This window comes from Rhizobium sp. NFACC06-2, from assembly GCF_900101425.1.
GTDB classification, from domain to species: domain Bacteria; phylum Pseudomonadota; class Alphaproteobacteria; order Rhizobiales; family Rhizobiaceae; genus Agrobacterium; species Agrobacterium leguminum.
Genome location: NZ_FMVA01000021.1, coordinates 1 through 22276 on the forward strand (window position 1 = coordinate 1; position 22276 = coordinate 22276).

Genomic DNA, 22276 nt, shown 5'->3' on the forward strand with positions numbered 1-22276 from the left:
TGTAGCCGCAAAGTTAAAGTGTCCTGTTTCTGCAAAGTTGGAATGTCACACTCCCCGGGTCTGAACGATGCCTGGGAGATGCAGATGGGATTGATCACGATGAGTGAGCGCGATTTGCAGCGGATCGAGGTTTTGTCGAAAGTCGTTGATGGCCGCATGACCATTGTCGCAGCGGCACATGTACTGGCAATCAGCGTTCGGCATGTTCAGAGACTGATTGGTCGTATTGAGGCTACCGGCGCTGCCTCGATCAGACATAAAGCGATCGGTCGACCGTCCAACAATAAAATAGCCACCGGCGTCCGTGATTACGTTTTGATGCTGGTGCGTGAACGCTACCTTGATTTCGGACCTACGTTCGCGGCCGAGAAGCTTCAGGAAGAGCATGGCGTCACAATCTCGCGTGAGACGCTGCGCAAATGGATGCAGGATGCCGGCATATGGCTTTCGAGAAAGCAGCGGCGAACGTTTCATCAGCCGCGGTTGCGGCGTGAGGCCTATGGCGAGTTGGTGCAGATCGACGGGTCGGAGCATCGCTGGTTCGAGGATCGTGGTCCGGCCTGCTCTCTACTGGTATTCGTTGACGACGCGACCGGTAAGCTGATGCAGCTCCGGTTTGTTCGATCTGAGAGCGCGTTTACGTATTTCGAGGCATTGGCGCTTTACCTCAAAGAGCATGGCGCACCGATTGCCTTCTATTCCGACAAGCATTCGGTCTTTCGGGTGGCAAAGAAAGACCCCAAGGGCGGCCAAGGCATGACGCAGTTCGGCCGCGCTCTATCGGAGCTGCATATCGAGATTCTTTGCGCCAATTCCAGCCAGGCCAAGGGACGCGTCGAGCGCATGAACCGGACCTTGCAAGATCGCTTGGTCAAGGAATTGCGACTTGCCAATATCAGTGACGTGGAGGCCGGCAATGCCTTCGTGCCTGCTTTCATCGAGCGATACAATGACCGCTTTGCGGTGACCCCTACCCGCCCCGAGAACCGTCATCGACCCGTCAGTCTGGCAGCAAACAGGCTGAACGACGTGCTCTGCAAACGGGAGCAACGTTATGTCGGTGCGCAGCTGACGTTCTCTTATGAGCGCAAACGCATCATGCTCGAGGAGAACGACATCACACGCGGCCTGGTCGGAAAGTATGTCGAGACATATGCTTACGCCGATGGTCGGCTGGATATCCGATGGAAAGGTCACTCTTTACCTCACAGAACCTTCGATAAGGACCAAAGCGTGACACATGCGGCGGTCGTGGAGAACAAGCGTCTCAGTGATGTGTTGGCTTACATAAAAGATCAGCAAGATCGACACCACGTCGGGAAGCCGAAGACCAACAGCAACAAGAACGGCTATAAGCCAACAGGTCGCAAGCCCGGTCGGCGGACGGATTTCATGAATGATCCGGACGTCATTGCGAGACGGCAAAAGGCTCTTGCTCAAATGGATGCGGCTGAGTGAAGGCCGCTTTTGGCCCGAAGGAGACATTTGTACTAGACTGATACGATACCCGCCCGCTTTTCAGATCGAGTAAAAATGATAGACAATTGGCACTCTGATCCAGAGATACAGGAGTCGCCATTGTCAAACGCGTCGCTCGTACAAAAAATTGAGCAATCGCTTTTGTCATTATGTCGTCGGGAAATTCTTCCGTCATCTGCTGCAAGTTCCTTCCTGCTTAACGGACGGGCGCTGGAAGCACTCCCGTATCATCTCGTCAAAGAGATGGAAGACATCGGAATGGACCTTGAGATTGCGGCTTGGCACGATAAAGAAGAGTTTAGTCCACATATTGGCCCTGTTATCTCCCGTGCAGAAGAGTGGCTGGCGAAGGTTCCTCGGTAACTTTTCGCTGAGAGCTGATGGCCGTTATTGGCGCAAAGCAGCCAAGACGCTGAGGAAGCTAAAGCCGAAGGGGGGTTCCATCACCCGCCCCCTCCCTGCCCTTGCAACCCGGCCCAGCCGGTCCGGTCGGGGGCTGGCCGTCGGCGCCAGTGTCGCATTTCTAACTGGCTGGCAGAGCGACAGATGACATTTTAACTTTGCACGATCCGCGACATTCCAACCTTGCCGCCACAAATGTGTAAGGGGGTACATTCTATTTCGAAGTGCGACATGCCAATGATAACAATTGGTTATCGGACGGACGCCGTAAGATTGAAAGCAACGCATTGCGCTAAACGCAATACACTCGTTAGATTTATTGCAATTCACGGCGCAGTCAAACTCGTTCAGTTTCGGGCTCCAAACATTTCTCGAAGGAGTTCAAGATGACGAACGAAACAAACACCCTACGCGTTGAATCCGCAAACCACGGCGTGGCCTGGGAAAAAGCATTTGGCTACGCACAAGCGGTCAAGGTTAAGGATACGATTTACATCTCTGGGCAGCTTAGCCATGACAGCCAGGGTAATCTTGTCGCACCCGCCGAAATCGACGCCGCTGGAAAGCCAGCTTCGTTCGAGACCATGGAAGCTCAAATTCGTCAAACCTACCAGAACGCCAAGGTCCTCCTACAACAATTCGGCGCGACCTTCGATGACGTGGTTGAAGAGACACTTTACGTACTCGACGTCGATGCAGCCTTCGGCCCGGCCGCGGAAATCCGAAAAAAAGTCTACGGTTCCGATCTTCCTCAGCTTGCGAGCAATATCATTGGTGTTACGCGGCTCGCCTTTCCACAGCAGCTTGTTGAAATCACGTTCCGCGCAGTCGTGGACCGGTAAATGGCTGTGAGGATACTCAGATAGAAAAGCGCGGTTTGTCAAAAAGACCGCGCAAGTCAATGCCTCATACGGCAGCGTGGCTACTTCCTCGATTGTCACCCTATGCCGCAATGCAGTCGTGACGACTGAGGAAGCTAAAGCCGAAGGGGGAGTCATCACCTGCCCCTTCCTGCCCTTGCAACCCGGCTCAGCCGGTCCGGTCGAGGGCTGATTGCCGGAGCCAGTGTCGCATTTCTAACGGGGCAGCGGCGTCGCGCGGCATGATGCACTTGGGGAATATTCTCCAAAAACGGCCCCTGTAAGCACCAGGGAAGTTACCGATGGTGACGATTGTCCCGCACTGCGGATAACAATGCCATGAACCAGGAGAACCTCTAATGCCTCATGACTTCCTCATCACCGGCCCCGAAGATGCCCACGTCACCGTCGTTCTCACCCATGGAGCGGGTGGCGCGATGGACACGACGTGGATGAAAACCATGTCCGCGGCGCTGTCCGACAAAGGCTTGCGGATCGTCCGGTTCGAATTCGATTACATGGCGGCTCGACGGTCTTCGGAAAAGCGTGCGCCACCGCCCCGCGCAGAGGTCCTCAAGCAAGAATTTGAAGCCGTGATCGACGAGCTCGGCTCGATGGGAAGAGTTGTCATAGGAGGCAAATCCATGGGCGGCCGTGTGGCTAGCATGATCGCGGATGATCTTCGCGATGCGGGTAAGATTTCCGGGCTGCTTTGTCTCGGATATCCATTCCATCCAACTAGAAAGCCCAACAATTTGCGGACCGCTCATCTCGAGGACATGAGGACGCCTACCTTAATCTGTCAGGGAACTCGGGACCTTCTCGGATCGCGGGAGGAAGTTCCCAGCTACAAGCTTTCCGACAAGATCGAAATTCTCTGGCTGGACGACGGAGACCATGATTTCCGGCCGCGAAAAGCCGTGTCGGGACGCACAGCCGCAGAGCATATCTCGACCGCTGCAGATCATGTGGCTGAATGGGCGGCGACGTTGTGATAGCCTACCAATTTCCTCGGACAAGAGCTTCGGATTCATTACGCCGGAGAACGGCGGACAAGATGTGTTCGTCCACGTGAGCGCCGTGCAGGGTTCCACGCTGCTACGCGAAGGCCATACGCTTCCTACGAAGTCGGTCAAGACCGAAAGACCGGGAAGTCGAAGGAGGAAAACGTTCGACGGATCTAGGCTCGCTTCGCAGGATCCTTCCGACTGAGATGAGAATCCACACCGCCACGACGGAGGACGCAGAGGCGATGGGCAAAATCCTTCAGAGCTCGTCCCGCCGGGGAAGCGAACGGCAAGAGCGGACGTCGACTTGGTTGTTGAGAACTACGTCTGCAATCGCGTTGGAATCCGCTGCTCGTTGGCTGAAGACGAATACGGCAATCTTCTCGGCTTGGAGTCCCTGATCTGTTCGACCGAAGACAGAGTTATGGAATCCCTGTGGCGTGGGCATCGTCGGGACGCACGTATCGCCGGGCGCCGCTCGAACCCGCTGTCGGCCGAAGCTGTTCGTAGCTTCCGACAGGCCTAAATAGAGAGGCGGGACTGACGATCCTCGCATTTAGACATTGCTACCTCTTGCCACGGCTGTGGCTGGATGCCACATCACAAGCCGTTGCCACTGAGAGCGGTTTTCATGACAGTTATTGCGCCTTACATCTATCGGCTCGGCAAACGCACCGAAGAACTCCCCTTGACGGGTGATCCGTTTCAACAGACCGACGGCGAATTTGCCTGGATCGGCATTACCGAGCCGACAGCCGCGGAAATGGCAAGTCTGAAGTCGATGTTCGATCTGCATCCGTTGGCCGTAGAAGACGCCCTGAACGGCAACCAGGTGTCGAAAGTCGAAGTCTATGGCGACCAGCTCTTCGTCATTATCAAGACCGCTCATCTCGAAGGAGACAAGATTGCTTATGGCGAAACCTGTATTTTTGTGGGGCGGCACCATGTGATCTCAGTCCGGCATGGTTCGGCACGCTCTCACAAGGAATTACGGGAACAGCTCGAGCATTCTCCAAAACTGCTGGACCATGGACCTGACTATGTCCTGCACGGGATCATCGACTTCGTCGTAGACGGCTATCTTCCGATGGTGGAAACGCTGGAGGACAAGGTACTTGAGATGGAAAAGCATATGCTGATCTCGTTTCTCGAGCGCGAGCAGATCAGGCGACTTTTCCGTATGCGCCGACAGGTCATCCGCTTTCAGCGCATCCTCGGTCCGATGGCCGAAGTCATAGGCAAGCTGACAAACCTGGAACTGCCCTGTATCGACGACAATGCCAAAGCCTATTTCCGGGATGTCCTCGACCACGTGCGGCGCGTCGAGTTCATGATGTCGGGCTTGCGAGAAGTCATCACCTCCGTGTTCGAAGCTTCAAACCTTCTGGAACAGCAGCGCCAAGGCACGATCACCCGCCAACTCGCGGCTTGGGCCGCGATTCTTGCCGTACCTACGGCAATAGCCGGAATTTACGGAATGAACTTTGAGCATATGCCGGAGCTGAATCGGAATACGGCTATTATGCCGTAATCGCTGTCATTCTCACACTTTGCGCTTTCCTGTATTACCGTTTCAAAAAATCGGGGTGGCTATAGTGTGATATCGCATCTCTCGCCGACCATCGAGCGCACTGCCTAAAATCACGGATCGCACTGAAGCCGTAAAGGAGTTGGATTTGGCTACTGGACTGATCGCATTGCTTGATGACGTTGCAGCTATCGCGAAGGCGGCCGCTGCGTCGTTGGACGACGTAGCAGGACAGACAGCGAAAGCCAGCGTGAAGGCGGCGGGCGTCGTGATCGACGATACTGCCGTTACTCCGACATATGTTGTCGGCTTGGCTCCCGCGCGGGAACTTCCGATCATCGGAAAGATTGCGCTCGGATCGCTGAAAAACAAGCTGATCTTCCTTCTGCCGATCTGCCTTGTGCTTGGATATTTCGCGCCTTGGCTCATCACGCCACTGCTGATGATCGGCGGCATATACCTGTGCTTTGAAGGCGCGGAGAAGCTTCACGAGGCCTTCTTCCCTCACGCCTCAAAGCACGGTCCGGTTCAGGATACGACGCTCGACGCGGCGGATCTGGAAAGCCGCAAAGTTTCCGGCGCGATCCGCACCGATTTTATCCTCTCGGCCGAGATCATGGCTCTTACGCTTGCCGGCGTTTCGACATTGAGCATCTATTCGCAAGCCGGGGTGCTGGCGGCCGTCGGGATCCTGATCACCGCTGCGGTGTATGGTATCGTGGCGCTCATCGTCAAAGCAGATGATGTGGGATTGCACCTCTCAAAGGCAGGTGGCGCTTTAACAAGGACAGTCGGTGCGGGCCTCGTCAAGGGTGTGCCTGCCCTTTTGAAGGCGCTTGCAATTGTCGGAACGGCGGCGATGCTGTGGGTGGGCGGAAGCATTATCGTGCATAGCCTGGCCGGGCTGGGATTGCATCAACCAGAGCATCTGATCGAAACGTTTGCATCCAGTGTCGAACAAACCCTGGTAGTTTTCCCGCAAATCACCAATTGGCTAGCCACTTCTTTTGCCCAGGCAATCATTGGCATTCTGATTGGCTCAATTGCAATCATGTTCCTGTCGACTTGGAAGCAACTCATTTCTGGACACACCGCAGCCAGTTAGCTTGCCGTCGCTGATTTAGTAGCAATTATGCTGCGGCCTGTCTAAGAAGAGCATCCATCCGGGGAAGCGCTATCTTACGCCAGTTTTAAAACGTGGCACCTATCCTGATGTTGACCACAGGGTCGCTCGCTGCGGAGCCACCAAACCCCGTTCGGTATTCCAGACCGACCGACCAAGCATTGTTGAAACGTGCGTCAAGTGTAAGTCCGATGGCCCCATAACCGGAAAGGCCACGTCCAGCCGCAAGTTGTCCTCTGCCAGCCGATAAAGCGCACCATAACCCGCACGTCCGACATCGTGTCGTTCGGCCAGTGGTGCTGACGAGCTGATAGCTTGGTCAATGGCCCGCCGCCGGTCCGCTTCACCTTTTGTAGCACATAACGGATCTCCATCGGCATATTGACCCGCACAAGATCATCAAAGCTGGCAGAGGCGAAGCCTTGGTGGGAATGGTGGAGCGGGCGGTTTCAATACTGAACGTCAGGCTTGTTTGAGATCGCTAATCAGTGTCGGCACCAATTCGCCGACGGTCGGATGGATCGGTACGGCCCATCTGAGTTTTTCGGTTGTGGCCCCGAGGTTCATGGCGTCGAGAACACCGTAGACCGCCTCGTCACCACCGACCCCGAGAAAGGCGGCGCCGAGCACCTGGTCGGTGTCGGCATCGGCGACGAGTTTCAGGAGGCCGAGCGTCTCGCCCTTCTCGACGGCGCGGCCGACGCGGCTCATGGGACGGGTCGAGACCTTGATCCGGTGGCCGGCCTCTTTCGCCTGGCGCTCTGTCATGCCAACACGCCCGAGCGGTGGATCGATGTAGAGGCCATAGCCGAGAATGCGGTCGGTCACCTTGCGGTCGCCGCCGTCGAGGAGGTTCGCCGCCGCGATCTCGAAATCATTGTAGGATGTGTGGGTGAAGGCCCCTCGCCCATTGCAGTCGCCAAGTGCCCAGACGCCGTCGACAGTCGTCTGCAGACGTTCATCGACGGTGATGAAGCCGCGCTGATCGGTCTCGACGCCTGCGAGATCGAGCCCGAGATCGTCGGTATTCGGCTGACGTCCGACGGCGACCAGGACATGGCTGCCACGAACTTCGCCCTGATGAGTCCGCACGACCACATCTGCGCCGTCTCTGGCAATGGATAGCAGGTTGTGGCCCCGAAGAATCCTGATGCCATCTTTGGTCAGTACATCCGCGATGGCTTGCGAGATATCCGTGTCCTCCCGAGCCGCCAGGTGCTGCCCGCGCTCGATGACAGTGACCTCCGCGCCGAAGCGCCGATACATCTGGGCGAATTCCAATCCAATATAACTGCCACCGAGAATGACCAGATGCTTCGGCAATTCCTCAAGCGCGATCATCGACGTGCTCGTGAGATAAGGCACATCGGCGAGGCCCGGAACATCGGGGATATGCGGCCGCGCGCCCACATTGATGAAAATCTGCGGGGCGGTGTAGCGCTTCCCTTCCACGGATACCGCCTTCGCGGCGACGAATTTGGCGTGGCCATAGACCACATCCATTGTCTCGAGGCTGTCGAACCAAGCCGCCAGACCGCTTCTCGCGTCTAGGGTCACCTTCCTGGCGCGGGCTGCCACGGCCGACATGTCCACGATGGGCTCGCCATCAATCTTGACGCCGAATTCCGATGCACGCCGGGCGACCTCGGCGGTCTTGGCACTGGCGACCAGGGCCTTTGTCGGCATGCATCCGGCATTTACGCAGGTTCCGCCAAGAAACTTCCGTTCGATCAGGACTACCTTGCGGCCCATCGCGGCCATGCGGGCGGCGAGAAACGGTCCGGCCTGTCCGGCTCCAATGAAGATCGCGTCGTACTCCCTCATGACACGGCCGTCGCGGCGAGCAGTGCAAGTGCAATGGCGACCGCATCTTCGATGAGGGCGGCGGGGAGATCACGGCCGAACCGGTTGGCGAGATAGCCGCGACCAGCCGCACCGCCAAATGTTCCGATCACAGCGCCGACGACACCCGCGAGGAGCCCAACAACCACCATGCCCTCAGTTGCGGCGATCGTTGCACCGCTGAGAGCGCCCGCCGCGATACGTGCTCCGAACTGCATGGGCACTTTGCGCGAAGGCGTGCTGGGAAGCTGGTCGGTGATGAGTTCGATGATGGCAAGCACGGTAAAAATCGCCACGGCCCAGATCGACCCCATGAAGGAGAGGCTGCTTTGAGAGATGTCGAACCATCCGAGATAAGCGCCCCAGGCAACTGCGGCGGGAGCGGTCATGGCGCGTAGACCGGCGACGATTCCTATCAGAATTGAGAGAAGAATGAGCATGCAGGTCCCCTGAGTTGTGCAAATCAAGACCGTGCGGCGGTGTCTGGTCGTCGGACAGATGACAGGAATATCGTAGCGCGTTTGGAGGCATCAGCTCTGGAGGAAGGCCGTATGTCAGCGCTGATCATGCCCGATTGATTGTCAACATGCCGTGGCCCAGGGCCCGGTAGGTCTTTAAGCGTACCATTTCTGAGCCCTTTGGTCGACAGCGGCGCTGCGTGTCGCAGGAGCCATCCATTCTTCGTACAGGAGTCATTCTGGCCCTCATGTCAATCGGCAGGAGGCCGAGCGCCACCGGTCAACGGTCATACGAGACGGCGCATGACCGTGGGGAGCGCAAGGTTACGAACCGCTCCGCCGCCAGCCCCAACAACAGTGCTCCCAGATAGATGAAGGGCGGAGGGAAGCGCACACCCGCGCTGTCCGGTTCGACGGCCATGCTCATCTCCAATCTTTCCTCAAACCAGCATCGACTGCTGGGCAAAGATACCCGCCATCGCACCCTGCCATGATGCGGTAGTGACCGAGGGGATTCCGGGGTTTGCGAGGTCGCCGGCGGCATAGATACCGGGCACGCTGGTTTCGCGGCGCTCGTCGGTCTTGATAGCAATACCGGTTGGCGTATTGACCGTGACGAGGCCGAGTGATTCATGCAGGCTCACGGACGGCTTGTTGCGCGGATGCGCGAACAGAATATCGACTGCGACATCGGGGGCCGTATCGAGCTTGATAGTGGCATTGTGGTCCCCGTGACGGGCGATCCCGGTGATCCGGCCATCAACGACAGGTACCTTACGGCCCGCCAGATCGGCTCGCATATCGGGTGCGATATCGTGACCATCGGCGAAGACCGTCAAACTGTCGGTCCAATCGTGAAACAGCCTGACTTGATTCATCGACTGCGGACCCGACCACACAAGGCCCCAATGCTGGCCGGCGACTTCGAAGCCGTCGCAATAGGGGCATGGGATGATGGATGTGCCCCAGCTTTCGGCAAAGCCTAGAACAGCAGGCATCTGGTCGACAACACCATAGCTCAGGATCAGGCGGCGCGCGCTTAGACTTTCGCCATCGCCAGTGAGGACGGAAAAATTGTCGATGGTACCGGAGATGCTGTCGGCACGGGCATTAAGCAGCCTTATCGCGGGATAACGCGCCAGTTGCTGCCGCGCCTCGGTGAGGATGTCGGATGGTGGCTTGTGATCGTGGCCGAGCACGCCATGCGAGCGGCCAGCGAAACGATTGCGCGGCAGGCCGGTATCGAGAACGGTGACCTTGCGGCGGGCACGGCCGAGCTGAAGGGCGGCGGCGAGACCGGCAAAGCTGCCGCCGATGATGATGACATTATCCATGGTGGTAGACTCCGAGTTGCGGATCGAATGCGTTGAGTTGGGCGTGGCCGCGGCCTGGGCACGGGGGACGCCGATGGTGGAAAGCGCGGCCAGCTTCAGCAGTGTTCGTCGTTGCATGGCACCCTCGTGTGTATGTCGGCGCATTTTGGCTTGCATATTTGTGAAACTGAATGGTATCGTAATTCAAGAATAACGATACTGTCAAGGACTGGATTTCACCATGACCGAAAATAGTCAGGCCCGACGCGGCCGGCCCGTCAACGAGGCGCTTGGCCAAACGATCGTCGACGCAGCGAGCGAACTCTTTGCGGAGTTGGGTTTTCACGCGACGACATTGGACAAGGTCGCCCAGCGAGCGAAGATATCCAAGCTCAGCATCTACAAGCACTTCGAGAACAAGGAGGCGCTGTTCGGGGCGGCCTTTACGGCCCGCTGCCATCAGTTTTTACCACAGGCCCTTTTTGAAGGCGTCGACGGTTCGGCCGAAGATCAGCTCATGGCGGTGGGATCATCCCTGCTTCGCACGCTGTTGCGCCCGGACGTCAGCGGTGTCGAAGCCATGGTCATGGCCGACACGCCGAACCAAAAGTCGTTGAGCAAGCTCCATTACGAAGCAGGCCCCGCCCATATCATCGCCCAAATCGAGGCCCTGTTGCGTCAGTTGCACGCGAAGGCGGTTCTGAACGTGCCCGATCCTCTCCGGTCCGCCCGCTTGTTTGCTGCGCTTTTCAAAGGATGCGATCTCCTGATTATCGCACGCTTCGATCAGGCGAGAGCAGAGGACGACAACGAAATCGAATCCTATTGCCGGTCGGCCGTCGCCATGTTCATCGCTGCGCACAGTGGCAATGACCACGCGGGCGGATAGCCTGGTTAAGAACGGATCAGAACAAAGGATATGGCATGACAGGGGAGAATGTTTCTCAGGTAGCCGACTGGAAAGGCCAAAGCGGAGAGCGCTGGGTCGCTTACCAGGCACGGCTCGATGCCATGATGGCGGTGTTCGGCCAGGCCGCGATCGAAGCTGCTGCGCCAGTCACGGGCGAACGCGTGCTGGACGTCGGTTGCGGCGCGGGCGCGTCTAGTCTGGATCTGGCCGGGCACGTCGGCGCGGGAGGCCATGTGTTAGGCGTGGACATATCCGAGCCGCTGATCGGCAGAGCGCGCGCGCTAGCACCGCAGGATACGCCGGCCCTTTTCCAGGTGGCCGACGCCAGCAGCGCAGACTTGCCCGAGGGTACGTTCGACATCCTGTTCTCCCGCTTTGGCGTGATGTTCTTTGAGGATCCTGCAGCAGCGTTCGCTCATATGCGGTGTGCGCTCAAGCCAGGCGCGCGGGTCGCCTTCGTCTGCTGGCGCAGCATCGCCGAGAACGATTGGGTGCGCCTGCCGATGGGCGCGATCCAGAGCATCCTCCCGATGATGACGCCGCCCGATCCCGAAGCGCCCGGCGCGTTCTCGTTTGGCGACCAGGCGCGGGTGGAGCGTGTCCTGACGGCAGCTGGCTTCACTGACGTCGCTATCGCACCATTCGATGCCTCCATTCCGTTTGGCAAGGGGGACACGCGGGATGCGGCGCTCGACGACGCGGTGGCGATGACACTTGAGGTCGGCCCACTGGCGCGCGCACTTGCTGATCAGACCGACGATATTCGCGCCCGCGCCTCGGCTGCGGTTCGTGCCGCCTTCGCGGGGTGCCCCGGTGAGCGATCGGTGATGATCAACGGCGCGGCGTGGATCGTCACCGCGCGCAACCCGCAAACTGACAGGGATTAACCGCGGGCAGCGTGCTTTGGAGGCTTGATCCGGAACCACACCGTAGCTGGTGGCAACCTTTGTTTCCGGCTGCCTTTGTAGCCAGTCCTCAACTTTCGCCACTGCGGCCGTAGTGCTTTCGATGCTCGTGCCTTCAGGCACGCGAACTTCGACGAGAACCTCAGGCCGATCCGACGTCGGGAAGAACTGCTGATTTACACCTCCCATCCCGACAACCGAGACAGCCATCGGGGACGGAGTGGCCTGACGAAAGCCACGAAACGGCGGCTGGCCGAAGCTGCGCCTAAAAAATAAGCTTGGAAGCCCATCGGCAAGAACACAAATCAGGCACTATTCTTTGCATTTTTACGAAATCGCGCGTCAGAGCCCGGAATCCAATCTGGCACGCGGTTTGCTTCGTTAATTCCGAGTTGGCCGCTAGGGTTCCGGTGCAGGTTTGCATGACTGGTCCGAGAGCAGCCACTGTGCGAGGAGAAATCTCGCACGGATGCACGGCGGGACAAAAGCCCGGGAGACCTCGTTAGCCAAGGGATTGGCGGCGTTGGTCTATGCCGATCCCTTTTTGAGAACAAGCAAAAGGGGGAATACCAATGCAGACTTTCAAAACGATCATTTCCATTTCCGTACTGGGGGGCCTTCTTGCGCTCCCGCTCGTTTCGACAGCGGATGCTGCGTCAAAAAAGGATTTCAAGGTCGCCTGGTCGATCTATGTCGGCTGGATGCCCTGGGGTTATGCCGCCGACCATGGCATCGTGAAGAAATGGGCAGACAAATACGGCATCAATATCGAGCTCACGCAGTTCAACGATTATGTGGAATCGATGAACCAGTATACGGCAGGCGCCTATGACGCCGTGACGCTGACCAATATGGACGGCCTGTCCATTCCCGCTGCCGGCGGCGTCGATACAACCGCCGTCATCGTCGGTGACTTCTCCAACGGAAACGATGCCGTCATCCTCAAGGACAAAAAAGACCTTACCGAGATCAAGGGCCAGAACATCAATCTCGTGGAGTTCTCCGTGTCGCATTATTTGCTTGCACGGGCGCTCGAAACCATCGGCTCATCCGAACGCGATGTGAAAGTCGTCAATACGTCCGACGCGGACATGGTCGCCGCTTACCAGACACCGGAGGTTTCCGCTGTCGTGACGTGGAATCCGCTGGTTTCGACCATTCTCCAGAATTCCTCGGCCAACAAGGTCTTCGACAGTTCCAAAGTCCCCGGCGAGATCATCGATTTGATGGTCGCCCATACCGATGTGCTAAAGGATAATCCCGATTTCGGCAAGGCGCTCGCGGGCATCTGGTACGATACGATGAAGGTGATGACAGCCGAAAGCGCGGAAGGCAAAACTGCGCGCGAGGCGATGGGTAAGGCGTCCGGCACGGATCTTGCCGGTTTCGAAGCCCAGATGGCGGCCACCAAACTGTTCGACAAGCCCCAGGATGCACTCGCCTTCACGGCTTCGCCGGACCTGCCGAAGACCATGGACCGGGTGCGGCATTTCCTGTTCGACAAGGGCCTGCTTGGCAACGGCGCCTCATCGGCGGACGCGATCGGCATCGCGTTCCCGGACGGGGCCGTCCGCGGTGACGCGTCCAACGTCAAGTTCCGCTTCACGACGGACTACATGGCCGAAGCAGCCAAGGGAATGCTCTGAGGAGCAGCACCACCGCGCCCCGGCCCGGTCTTCCACCCTGCCATCACCCCGGAGTTTCCCATGCGCTGGATCAATTCGCGTCCTTCGAACGGCGCCCGACTTGGACTTGCCGTCCTGCCCTTTGCGGCCGTGCTGATCGCTTACACGGTCGGCTCCGCGGCACGGCTTGCCGAAAACGCCAATGACAAGCTTCTGCCGGGCTTTGCCGGCCTTGCCGACGCCATCAACCGGTTGGCCGTCATCCCAGATGCCCGCACGGGTGATATTCTTCTATGGTCGGATACGGCCGCAAGCCTCGTCCGCCTGTTTTCGGGATTGGGAATAGCCACAGCGATGGCATTGGCCATCGGCATGCTGATCGGCATGCTGCCTTACGCCCGATCACTGCTTTCGCCCTTCGTCGGCGCCATTTCCATGGTGCCGCCGCTGGCGCTTTTGCCCATCCTTTTCATTCTGCTTGGCCTTGGCGAAATTTCCAAGATCGCTCTCATCGTCATCGGTGTAGCGCCCGTGATGATCCGCGATCTGGCGCTGAGGGCCATCGAACTGCCGCGCGAGCAGATCATCAAAGCCGAGACACTCGGGGCAAACTCATGGCAGATCGCGCTGCGCGTGGTGTTGCCGCAGGTCTTGCCGCGGCTCATCACCTGTCTGCGTCTCCAACTCGGACCCGCCTGGCTTTTCCTGATCGCGGCGGAAGCGATTTCGTCGGATGCGGGGCTCGGTTATCGCATCTTCCTCGTTCGCCGCTATCTCGCGATGGATGTGATTTTTCCCTACGTCATCTGGATCACGCTTATCGCCGTGCTGACCGACTGGCTGCTGGAGCGGCTGCGCCTTGCCCTATTTCCCTGGTCGGCAACGGAGAACAAGGCATGAGCACGCTGACCATCAACAATGTCTGGAAGGAATATGGTGATCAGATCGTGCTGGAGAATATTTCGCTCGACATCGAATCCCGCGCTTTCGTTGCGCTTGTCGGTCCGTCCGGCTGCGGCAAGACCACTTTCCTGCGCATGATCCTTGGCCAGGAGCGGCCGAGCCGCGGCACGATCCTGCTCGACGGCAAACCGCTGCCGGGCGAACCGGGACCGGACCGTGGTGTTGTGTTCCAGAAATATTCGGTGTTTCCGCATCTGACCGTGCTCGGTAACGTCCTGATCGGCAAGGAACTTGCCGCCTCACCCGTCAGCGGCAGGCTGTTCGGCGCCGCCCGCCGGACCGCGATCGACGAGGCCCGCACCATGATCGCCGATGTCGGCCTTTCAGGGTCGGAAGACAAATATCCTGCCCAGCTTTCCGGCGGCATGCAGCAGCGCCTGGCGCTTGCCCAGACGCTGCTGATGCGCCCGAAAGTCCTGCTGCTCGATGAACCTTTCGGGGCACTCGACCCCGGCATTCGCGCCGAAATCCATCAGTTGATGAAACGGCTGTGGAACGAAGCGCAGATGACGGTGGTGATGGTGACGCATGACATGCGTGAGGCCTTCACGCTTGCCACCCGTGTCATCGCTTTCGAGCGCCCACGGGACCGCCCGGAGGAAAAACTGCGCTATGGCGCAACGGTCACCCGCGACATTTCAATCTGGCCGCCGCGCCGGGCCGGCGGCGTCGCCGCCTGAAACGATATGCATCAGGGCCAAGCCCTGATGTCGACTGCGCAGTTGCGGATAGAGGGGAGGCTCAAAACCCCCTGCCGGAATTGCTTCCGACGGCCCGCCGGGACGACCCGGCAAATAAGGGCAGACACCGGGACGACCCGAACTCAACCGCCATGGAGCACCTTATGCACCAAAGACGTTCGCCCGAAGAAATCGCCGCCAACCGCGCCCGCTATGAAGATCACCAGAAAAAGGGGCTGGAATTCGCACCCAAGGCGCTGCCCGGCTTCAGCCTCCTGCCCGAACCCGCGCTCGACGAAACGAAAATCCTTAACCGCGAAATCATTCCCGGCGGCTGGTACTGGACGACCAGGCTGCGCAGGGAAGAGGTGCTGCGCATCAGCCTGAGCCACGGCTTCTCCTCGATTGCGCTCATCGCCTGGAATGCCGCCGACACCTCGGAACGCATCAATCTGCCCGACACGATCAAGGTGCAGTGGACGACGGGACTTTCCAAAGGCCGCGTCATCTTTTCCGACATGGGGCGTGTGATGTTTTCGATTACCGAGGACAGTTCCGGCGCGCATGATTGCCTTGTCGGCGGCTCGAACGCGCAGAGCAACGCCCGTTATGAGGGCGCACATGTGCGCGATACGCGCGATAATTTCATCAAGCTGGCGATGAAGCTCGGCCTCGACCGCCGTGACATTCCTGCCGCGCTGACGCTTTTCGCACCTGTGCGTGTTGATGCCGAAGGCCGGTTTTTCTGGAACCCGGCCCTGCTCAACGGCGGGGACTATGTTGAGCTGCGTGCGGAAATGGACATGCTCGTTGGTTTTTCCAATTGCCCGCATCCGCTGGATCCCAACCCGGCCTATGCGCCGAACCCGGTGACGGTCACCCGCCTTGCGGCCGCTCCGGTCGCCGCCGACGACCTTTGCCGGACCGCCACCGCCGAGGCCGTGCGTGGTTTCGAGAACAACGCGCTTTCCAACCTTTGAGCCGGGAGAAACGAACATGACCGATTTCATTGAAACCGTTTCGTCGCGCACATGCGAAAACGCAGCGCAAGACCACTACGTTCCGGCTGAAAAACCCTTCTCCACCTTCATCCGCAAGGGCGCCACGGTTCGGATCGAAGACACTTACGGCCAGCAGGCCATCGATACGCTGTTTTACAACGCTCGAGACTTTTCCGAACGTTACTCCAGTCAGGATACGGTGCGGGCGCAGGGCGTGGCCTATATTTCGACCGGCACGAAAATCATGTCGAGCGAGGGCCGTGCGATGCTGACAGTGACCGCCGACAGCTGCGGCCGTCACGATACCTCCGCCGGCGCCTGCTCCTGCGAAAGCAACACGGTGCGTTTCGGCCATGGAACGAAATATCTTCATGCCTGCCGGGACAATTTCGTCGCCGAGGTCGCGAAATACGGCATGGGTAAACGCGATGTCGTTTCCAATATCAACCTCTTCATGAACGTGCCTATCTCGCCCAATGGCGGCATGACGATCGTTGACGGCATTTCCGCGCCCGGCGACTACGTCGAACTGGTGGCCGAGATGGATGTGCTGCTGGTCATCTCCAACTGCCCGCAGATCAACAATCCCTGCAATGGTTTCGATCCGACGCCGATCCGGGTGCTCGTTTGGAACGAGGAGGATTGAGCCGATGTTCAAGAAAGTCCTCATCGCCAATCGTGGCGAAATCGCCGTCCGCATCATCAGGACACTCCGGGACATGGGTATTGCCTCGGTCGCGGTCTATTCCGACGCCGACCGCTTTACGAAAGCCGCGCTCACGGCGGATGAAGCCATACGCATCGGACCGGCGCCCTCCGCAGAAAGTTATCTCGATGTCGAAGCGGTGATTACCGCCTGCAAAAAGACGGGGGCGGAAGCGGTCCATCCTGGTTACGGCTTTCTTTCCGAAAATATCGGCTTTGCCGAAAGGCTGGCGGCCGAAGGCATCGTCTTCATCGGCCCGACACCGGAAAACATCGCCGATTTCGGCCTGAAGCACACCGCCCGGGAACTGGCGCATAGAAGCGACGTGCCTCTGCTTCCGGGATCCGGCCTGCTTGGCTCGGCCAAAGAGGCGCTCGCTGCGGCGAAAGCGGTCGGTTATCCGGTCATGCTGAAATCCACCGCCGGCGGGGGCGGCATCGGCATGCAGCTCTGCGCCGATGACGCCGCGCTGGAAGCGGCTTTTGAAAGCGTGCAGCGTACGGCGAAAGCAAGCTTTGGCGACGCCCGCGTCTATCTGGAACGGTTCGTGGCCAAGGCCCGTCATGTCGAGGTGCAGATATTCGGCGACGGCAAGGGACGGGTGATCGCGCTTGGCGAACGCGACTGCTCGCTTCAGCGCCGCAACCAGAAGGTCATCGAGGAGACACCCGCCCCCGGGCTTTCCGATGAGGTTCGGTCGCGCCTGCACGCGGCGGCCGTCTCGCTCGGAAAACAGGTGAGTTATCGCTCCGCCGGCACCGTCGAGTTCATTTACGATCCGGCCCGCGAGGAATTCTATTTCCTGGAGGTCAATACGAGGCTGCAGGTGGAGCATCCCGTAACCGAAGCCGTCTTCGGCATCGATCTGGTCGAATGGATGATCCGTCAGGCCGCCGGTGAGGATGTCCTGACCGGCGCAGAACAGCTGACACCGAAGGGGGCGGCCATCGAGGCGCGTGTTTATGCGGAAATGCCGCATGCCGATTTTCGCCCGAGCGCCGGTCTTCTGACCGAGGTGGTCTTTCCCGAAGATGCCCGGATCGACGGCTGGATAGAAACCGGCACGGAGGTAACGCCTTTTTATGATCCCATGCTTGCCAAGATCATTGTCACGGGCGCGGATCGCAAGGCAGCGATCGCCAGTCTCGGTTCTGCCCTGTCGCACACCGCGATTTCAGGCATCGAGACCAACCTAGACTATCTCAAGGCGATTGCCGGCTCCGACCTTTTCCGAACCGGCAATGTCGCGACCACGGCGCTGAAGGATTTCTCCTTCGTGCCTGCCGTGGTCGAGGTTATTGCGCCCGGAGCGCAATCGAGCCTTCAGGAACTGCCTGGCCGTCTTGGCCTGTGGCATGTCGGTGTGCCGCCGAGCGGGCCTATGGACGAACGGTCTTTCCGGCATGCGAACCGGCTGGTCGGCAATCATGACCATACGGCGGCGCTGGAAATCACCGTTTCCGGGCCGGTGCTCAGGTTCTTTGCGGATGTGACGGTGGCCCTTGCCGGCGCGGAAATGCCGATGACGTGCGACGGTGAACCCGTTCCGCATAATACTCCGATCACCATCAGGGCCGGGCAAACGCTTACCATCGGCCAGATCGGCGGTGCGGGGCAGCGGGCCTATCTGGCGGTGGCCGGCGGTTTTGATGCGCCGGTCGTGTTCGGCTCGCGCGCCACTTTCGGGCTTGGCCAGTTCGGCGGCAACGCCACCGGCACTTTGCGCGCCGGCCAGGTCCTCCGCCTCGCCCGCGCGCCTCAGGCCGATATGAAAGCCGCCTCGGAGCCTGCCGACCTGACCCGCGAATGGTCGGTGGGCGTGCTCTATGGCCCCCATGGCGCACCGGATTTCTTCCTTGAGGACGATATCGAGACCCTGTTTGCGACCGAATATGAGGTGCATTTCAATTCTGCCCGCACGGGTATACGCCTCATCGGCCCTGCGCCGAAATGGGCGCGCGAGGACGGCGGGGAAGCCGGACTTCACCCCTCGAACCTCCACGACAATGCCTATGCCATCGGCGCGATAGATTTTACGGGCGATATGCCGATCATTCTCGGGCCGGACGGCCCGTCCCTCGGCGGCTTCGTTTGCCCGGCGGTGATTGCCGCGGATGAGCAATGGAAGATGGGACAGTTCAAACCGGGCGACAAAATCCGCTTTCATCCAGTTGCGCGGGCGGAAGATCCCATCGCCGGTCCCATCGTCAAACGTATTGGGGAGAATGCCGGCTCCCCCATTCTCGGCCGTCTTGATGACGGCGAGGTTCCGGTCGTTTATCGCCGGCAGGGCGATGACAACCTTCTGGTCGAATATGGGCCGATGCAACTCGATGTCAGCCTGCGCCTGCGCAGCCATCTTTTGATGCAGGCGGTGCGGGAAGCCGGCGTCCCCGGTCTCATAGACCTGACACCCGGCATCCGTTCGCTACAGATTCACTATGATGGATCGCATGTGACGCGTGGCCGGTTGCTCGGTCTTCTTTCCGAGATCGAAAGCGGCATGCCTCCCGTTCACTCGGTAAAGGTGCCGAGCCGCACCGTCTGGCTGCCGCTGTCCTGGGACGATCCGGATGCGGCGCTGGCGATGCGCAAATATCAGGAGCTGGTGCGTCCCAATGCGCCCTGGTGCCCCTCGAATATTGAATTCATCCGCCGCATCAACGGTCTGAACGACGAGCGGGCGGTGAAAGACAAAATCTTCGACGCCTCCTATCTCGTCATGGGGCTTGGCGATGTCTATCTCGGCGCCCCGGTTGCCACTCCTCTCGACCCGCGCCATCGCCTTGTCACGACAAAATATAATCCGGCACGCACGTGGACGCCGGAAAACGCCGTCGGCATCGGCGGCGCCTATATGTGCATCTACGGCATGGAGGGACCGGGCGGCTATCAGCTGTTCGGGCGCACCATCCAGATGTGGAATACGTGGCGCCAAACCCCGGTCTTCGGCAAGGACAAACCCTGGCTGCTCGATTTCTTCGATCAAGTCCGTTTCTTTCCCGTCAGCCACGGCGAATTGACCGAAGCCCGCGCCGCCTTTCCCCATGGGGGTTATCCCGTCCGTATCGAAGAGGGCGAGTTTTCCTATGCGGATTACGAGGCGGAGCTTCAGAAGAATGCCGCCGCAATCGGCGCATTCAAGACGGGCCAGCAGGCCGCCTTCGAGGCGGAACGCCAACGCTGGAAAGATCAGGGGCTCGACAGTTTCGTTGTCGATGAAGGCATTGGTCCCGGCCTCGGGGGCGATATTCCCGATGGCTGCTTCGGCATTGAAAGTGCCGTGCCAGGCAATGTCTGGAAAGTGCTGGTGGAAAAAGGGCAGAAGGTGGCGGCCGGAGAAACGCTCGCCATCATCGAATCCATGAAGATGGAAATCACCGTCAACGCGCACGCCGCGGGCAAGGTGCGCGATCTCCGCGCCGGCCCCGGCCGCAATGTCAGGGCCGGCGATGTGCTGGTCGTTCTGGAGACCATTTAATGTTGCCGATCATTCTCGATATCGCGTCGCTGAAAGATGCCTATGCAAAGGGGCTGAGCCCGCTCGATCTCGTCGAGGAGATAATTCTTCGCATCGAGGCGTCGGACGATCCGGCGATCTTCATAACGAAGACGCCGGACGAGGATCTGCGCGCCGCCGCCCGCGACCTCCTGGCACGTGCCCCCAAGGCCAACAGCCTGCCGCTGTGGGGCATGCCTTTTGCCGTCAAGGACAATATCGACGTGGCCGACCTGCCGACGACGGCCGCCTGCCCGGCCTTTGCCTACCGGCCGCAACAGGATGCAACCGTCATCGCCCGGCTGAAGGCCGCAGGTGCAATCGTCATAGGCAAGACCAATCTCGACCAGTTCGCCACCGGGCTGAACGGCACGCGCTCGCCTCACGGCGCTCCGCGCTCCGTCTTCGACAAGTCTTATGTTTCGGGAGGCTCGTCTTCCGGCTCCGCCGTGGCGGTGGCGTCTGGCCTTGCCAGTTTCGCGCTCGGCACGGATACGGCCGGTTCCGGCCGCGTGCCCGCCGCCTTCAACAATATTGTCGGTATCAAGCCCACGCCCGGACTGGTGCCGAACGTCGGCGTCGTACCCGCATGCCGCTCGGTGGATGTCGTGACCGTTTTTTCCGCCACGGTAGGCGACGGCGTGGAGGTGCGCAGGGTCATGGACGGTTATGACCCCGGCGATCCATTCTCGCGCAGGGCAAAGCCGGCCGCCCTGCCGGCTGCCGGGCTGCGCATTGGTGTGCTTGAGCCCGGGGAACGCGAATTTTTCGGCAATGCCGCTTTCGAGGCGCTTTATGACGCAGCTGTCGAAAAAGCGAAAATGCTCGGCGCAGACATCGTCTACTTCGACTATGCGCCGTTCCGTCAGGCCGCCGAGCTGCTCTATAACGGTCCGTGGGTGGCCGAGCGTCTGGCGGCGGTGAAGCATTTCCTTGGGACCAATACCGACGATTTCGATCCCACCGTAAGGGCAATCATCGAGGGGGCAAGGCGATACGATGCCGTCGACGCCTTCGAGGGACTATACGGGCTTGAGGCGCTTCGCCAGAAGGCATCAGCGGAATGGGCGAAAGCCGACGTGTTGATGCTGCCGACATCGCCGACCACCTACACGGTGGAGGAGATGCGCGCAGATCCGATCGCGAAGAACGGTCATTTCGGGCGATATACCAATTTCGCCAATCTGTTCGGCTATGCGGCCATCGCTATTCCCGCGGGCTTCGATGTCGCGGATCATTTGCCGGCGGGTGTCACCCTGTTCGGCCCGGCCTTTTCCGACGATGCGCTGGCGCCATTTGCCGATATGCTGCACCGCGCATTGCAGCCCGGCATGGGCAAGGACCGCAAGGCTGCCCTGCCGGAAGCTTCGAAAGTGGCGGATACCGATGACGGGCTGGTGCCGATTGTCGTCGTCGGCGCCCATCTCACCGGCATGCCGCTCAATCACGAACTCACAGGCCCCGGCGGCCGGCTGATGAAATCCTGCCGCACGGCCGGCGACTACCGGCTATTCGTCTTGCCGAATACCGTTCCACCGAAACCCGGCCTGCTGCGGGAGCCCGGCTTTGAAGGCGCGGGTCTGGAGGTGGAGGTCTGGAAGGTGACGCCCGAAGCCTTCGGACGTTTCGTGCAGAACATTCCCGCCCCGCTCGGCATCGGCAAGGTGACGCTGGACGACGGGTCACAAATCTCCGGCTTCCTGTGCGAACCCTATGCGCTCAAGGGTGCTTTGGAAGTGACAGGCCTTGGCGGTTGGCGCGCCTATATCCGATCGATCAAACAAGAGGAAAGGAAAAGCCATGCGTGACATTTTTTCAAGATATCTGGGCATCCTCCGGCGAGGAATGATGATGCTTTTAACTGCGAGAGCCGGAATGTATTGGGGCCGAGGAGGTCGCAACGGCTAAGTGCGGTTTCATCGCAATCGCCGTTCCGGGCATCGGAGACGCCACATCGAACAGGCGACACTGTCTT

At 59.4% G+C, this 22276-nt stretch carries 17 protein-coding genes, 4 pseudogenes and 1 riboswitch; of the genes and pseudogenes, 16 read left to right on the plus strand and 5 right to left on the minus strand.

Annotated features, from left to right (window positions below; translation table 11 throughout):
• The first annotated feature begins 84 nt into the window (after window positions 1-84).
• From F3H58_RS24275 to F3H58_RS24305, 7 genes and pseudogenes are all read left to right on the plus strand, one after another.
• Window positions 85-1458 carry an ISNCY family transposase gene (locus tag F3H58_RS24275; RefSeq protein ID WP_149741356.1) on the plus strand — a complete coding sequence of 458 codons (1374 nt, stop codon included), beginning with the start codon at window positions 85-87 and terminating at the stop codon, window positions 1456-1458.
• A gap of 120 nt (window positions 1459-1578) precedes the next feature.
• Window positions 1579-1842 carry a hypothetical protein gene (locus F3H58_RS24280; protein ID WP_149741357.1) on the plus strand — a complete coding sequence of 88 codons (264 nt, stop codon included), beginning with the start codon at window positions 1579-1581 and terminating at the stop codon, window positions 1840-1842.
• Window positions 1843-2267: 425 nt separating this feature from the next.
• Complete coding sequence (locus F3H58_RS24285) at window positions 2268-2723, plus strand: Rid family hydrolase (RefSeq protein WP_065695153.1); 456 nt, start codon at window positions 2268-2270, stop codon at window positions 2721-2723.
• A 377-nt stretch (window positions 2724-3100) separates the two neighbouring features.
• Entirely contained in the window at window positions 3101-3736 is a 636-nt protein-coding gene (locus tag F3H58_RS24290) for an alpha/beta hydrolase family protein (protein ID WP_149744059.1), read from the plus strand.
• A pseudogene (locus tag F3H58_RS24295) lies at window positions 3708-3925 on the plus strand (cold-shock protein). Before F3H58_RS24290 ends, F3H58_RS24295 begins: the two are co-directional and overlap by 29 nt.
• Window positions 3926-4379: 454 nt before the next feature.
• Window positions 4380-5344: pseudogene (locus F3H58_RS24300) on the plus strand (magnesium and cobalt transport protein CorA).
• 80 nt (window positions 5345-5424) lie between these two features.
• Window positions 5425-6381 carry a DUF808 domain-containing protein gene (locus F3H58_RS24305; protein ID WP_149744061.1) on the plus strand — a complete coding sequence of 319 codons (957 nt, stop codon included), beginning with the start codon at window positions 5425-5427 and terminating at the stop codon, window positions 6379-6381.
• Window positions 6382-6861: 480 nt separating this feature from the next.
• Here the strand turns inward: F3H58_RS24305 and F3H58_RS24315 are convergent, their stop codons facing one another.
• The 4 genes and pseudogenes from F3H58_RS24315 to F3H58_RS24330 all read right to left on the minus strand — a co-directional run bounded on the left by F3H58_RS24315 (window position 6862) and on the right by F3H58_RS24330 (window position 10033).
• Window positions 6862-8223 (minus strand): FAD-containing oxidoreductase, encoded by a 1362-nt coding sequence (locus F3H58_RS24315; RefSeq protein ID WP_149744062.1) that lies wholly within the window; start codon window positions 8221-8223, stop codon window positions 6862-6864.
• A complete protein-coding gene (locus F3H58_RS24320) occupies window positions 8220-8681 on the minus strand; it encodes a DUF4126 family protein (protein WP_149744063.1) in 462 nt (153 codons plus the stop codon). The genes F3H58_RS24315 and F3H58_RS24320 overlap by 4 nt, the downstream gene beginning before the upstream one ends.
• Window positions 8682-9012: 331 nt before the next feature.
• Window positions 9013-9120 (minus strand): annotated as a pseudogene (locus F3H58_RS24325) (isoprenylcysteine carboxylmethyltransferase family protein); the annotation flags it as partial.
• Window positions 9121-9139: 19 nt separating this feature from the next.
• Window positions 9140-10033 (minus strand): NAD(P)/FAD-dependent oxidoreductase, encoded by an 894-nt coding sequence (locus tag F3H58_RS24330; protein ID WP_188129058.1) that lies wholly within the window; start codon window positions 10031-10033, stop codon window positions 9140-9142.
• A 220-nt stretch (window positions 10034-10253) separates the two neighbouring features.
• Between F3H58_RS24330 and F3H58_RS24335 the strand changes: the two genes are divergently transcribed.
• Complete coding sequence (locus F3H58_RS24335; protein ID WP_149744065.1) at window positions 10254-10901, plus strand: TetR/AcrR family transcriptional regulator; 648 nt, start codon at window positions 10254-10256, stop codon at window positions 10899-10901.
• 35 nt (window positions 10902-10936) lie between these two features.
• Entirely contained in the window at window positions 10937-11809 is an 873-nt protein-coding gene (locus F3H58_RS24340) for a class I SAM-dependent methyltransferase (RefSeq protein ID WP_149744066.1), read from the plus strand.
• 42 nt (window positions 11810-11851) lie between these two features.
• Here the strand turns inward: F3H58_RS24340 and F3H58_RS24345 are convergent.
• Window positions 11852-12037 (minus strand): annotated as a pseudogene (locus F3H58_RS24345) (hypothetical protein); the annotation flags it as partial.
• Window positions 12038-12215: 178 nt separating this feature from the next.
• Window positions 12216-12325, plus strand: a riboswitch (guanidine-I (ykkC/yxkD leader).
• 74 nt (window positions 12326-12399) lie between these two features.
• Between F3H58_RS24345 and F3H58_RS24350 the strand changes: the two are divergent.
• The 7 genes from F3H58_RS24350 to atzF all read left to right on the plus strand — a co-directional run bounded on the left by F3H58_RS24350 (window position 12400) and on the right by atzF (window position 22109).
• Entirely contained in the window at window positions 12400-13473 is a 1074-nt protein-coding gene (locus tag F3H58_RS24350) for a putative urea ABC transporter substrate-binding protein (protein WP_149744067.1), read from the plus strand.
• A 60-nt stretch (window positions 13474-13533) separates the two neighbouring features.
• Window positions 13534-14352 (plus strand): ABC transporter permease, encoded by an 819-nt coding sequence (locus tag F3H58_RS24355; protein ID WP_060724575.1) that lies wholly within the window; start codon window positions 13534-13536, stop codon window positions 14350-14352.
• Complete coding sequence (locus F3H58_RS24360) at window positions 14349-15095, plus strand: ABC transporter ATP-binding protein (RefSeq protein ID WP_060724576.1); 747 nt, start codon at window positions 14349-14351, stop codon at window positions 15093-15095. The genes F3H58_RS24355 and F3H58_RS24360 overlap by 4 nt, the downstream gene beginning before the upstream one ends.
• 164 nt (window positions 15096-15259) lie before the next feature.
• A complete protein-coding gene (locus F3H58_RS24365; RefSeq protein WP_149744068.1) occupies window positions 15260-16075 on the plus strand; it encodes an urea amidolyase associated protein UAAP1 in 816 nt (271 codons plus the stop codon).
• 16 nt (window positions 16076-16091) lie between these two features.
• On the plus strand, window positions 16092-16742 hold the full coding sequence (locus F3H58_RS24370; RefSeq protein ID WP_060724578.1) for an urea amidolyase associated protein UAAP2: 651 nt from the start codon (window positions 16092-16094) through the stop codon (window positions 16740-16742).
• Window positions 16743-16746: 4 nt separating this feature from the next.
• Window positions 16747-20283: an urea carboxylase gene (gene uca / locus F3H58_RS24375; protein ID WP_149744069.1), complete on the plus strand. Its 3537-nt coding sequence runs from the start codon at window positions 16747-16749 to the stop codon at window positions 20281-20283.
• On the plus strand, window positions 20283-22109 hold the full coding sequence (gene atzF / locus F3H58_RS24380; protein ID WP_149744070.1) for an allophanate hydrolase: 1827 nt from the start codon (window positions 20283-20285) through the stop codon (window positions 22107-22109). The genes uca and atzF overlap by 1 nt, the downstream gene beginning before the upstream one ends.
• The last annotated feature ends 167 nt before the right edge of the window (window positions 22110-22276 follow it).

What these genes read in the sequence shown, in the direction of transcription:
- F3H58_RS24275 (WP_149741356.1), top strand. Translation starts at nt 85, where the DNA reads ATGGGATTGATCACGATGAGTGAGCGCGATTTGCAGCGGATCGAGGTT.
- F3H58_RS24285 (WP_065695153.1), top strand. Translation starts at nt 2,268, where the DNA reads ATGACGAACGAAACAAACACCCTACGCGTTGAATCCGCAAACCACGGC.
- F3H58_RS24290 (WP_149744059.1), top strand. Translation starts at nt 3,101, where the DNA reads ATGCCTCATGACTTCCTCATCACCGGCCCCGAAGATGCCCACGTCACC.
- F3H58_RS24315 (WP_149744062.1), bottom strand. Translation starts at nt 8,223, where the DNA reads ATGAGGGAGTACGACGCGATCTTCATTGGAGCCGGACAGGCCGGACCG.
- F3H58_RS24320 (WP_149744063.1), bottom strand. Translation starts at nt 8,681, where the DNA reads ATGCTCATTCTTCTCTCAATTCTGATAGGAATCGTCGCCGGTCTACGC.
- F3H58_RS24330 (WP_188129058.1), bottom strand. Translation starts at nt 10,033, where the DNA reads ATGGATAATGTCATCATCATCGGCGGCAGCTTTGCCGGTCTCGCCGCC.
- F3H58_RS24335 (WP_149744065.1), top strand. Translation starts at nt 10,254, where the DNA reads ATGACCGAAAATAGTCAGGCCCGACGCGGCCGGCCCGTCAACGAGGCG.
- F3H58_RS24340 (WP_149744066.1), top strand. Translation starts at nt 10,937, where the DNA reads ATGACAGGGGAGAATGTTTCTCAGGTAGCCGACTGGAAAGGCCAAAGC.
- F3H58_RS24350 (WP_149744067.1), top strand. Translation starts at nt 12,400, where the DNA reads ATGCAGACTTTCAAAACGATCATTTCCATTTCCGTACTGGGGGGCCTT.
- F3H58_RS24355 (WP_060724575.1), top strand. Translation starts at nt 13,534, where the DNA reads ATGCGCTGGATCAATTCGCGTCCTTCGAACGGCGCCCGACTTGGACTT.
- F3H58_RS24360 (WP_060724576.1), top strand. Translation starts at nt 14,349, where the DNA reads ATGAGCACGCTGACCATCAACAATGTCTGGAAGGAATATGGTGATCAG.
- F3H58_RS24365 (WP_149744068.1), top strand. Translation starts at nt 15,260, where the DNA reads ATGCACCAAAGACGTTCGCCCGAAGAAATCGCCGCCAACCGCGCCCGC.
- F3H58_RS24370 (WP_060724578.1), top strand. Translation starts at nt 16,092, where the DNA reads ATGACCGATTTCATTGAAACCGTTTCGTCGCGCACATGCGAAAACGCA.
- uca (WP_149744069.1), top strand. Translation starts at nt 16,747, where the DNA reads ATGTTCAAGAAAGTCCTCATCGCCAATCGTGGCGAAATCGCCGTCCGC.
- atzF (WP_149744070.1), top strand. Translation starts at nt 20,283, where the DNA reads ATGTTGCCGATCATTCTCGATATCGCGTCGCTGAAAGATGCCTATGCA.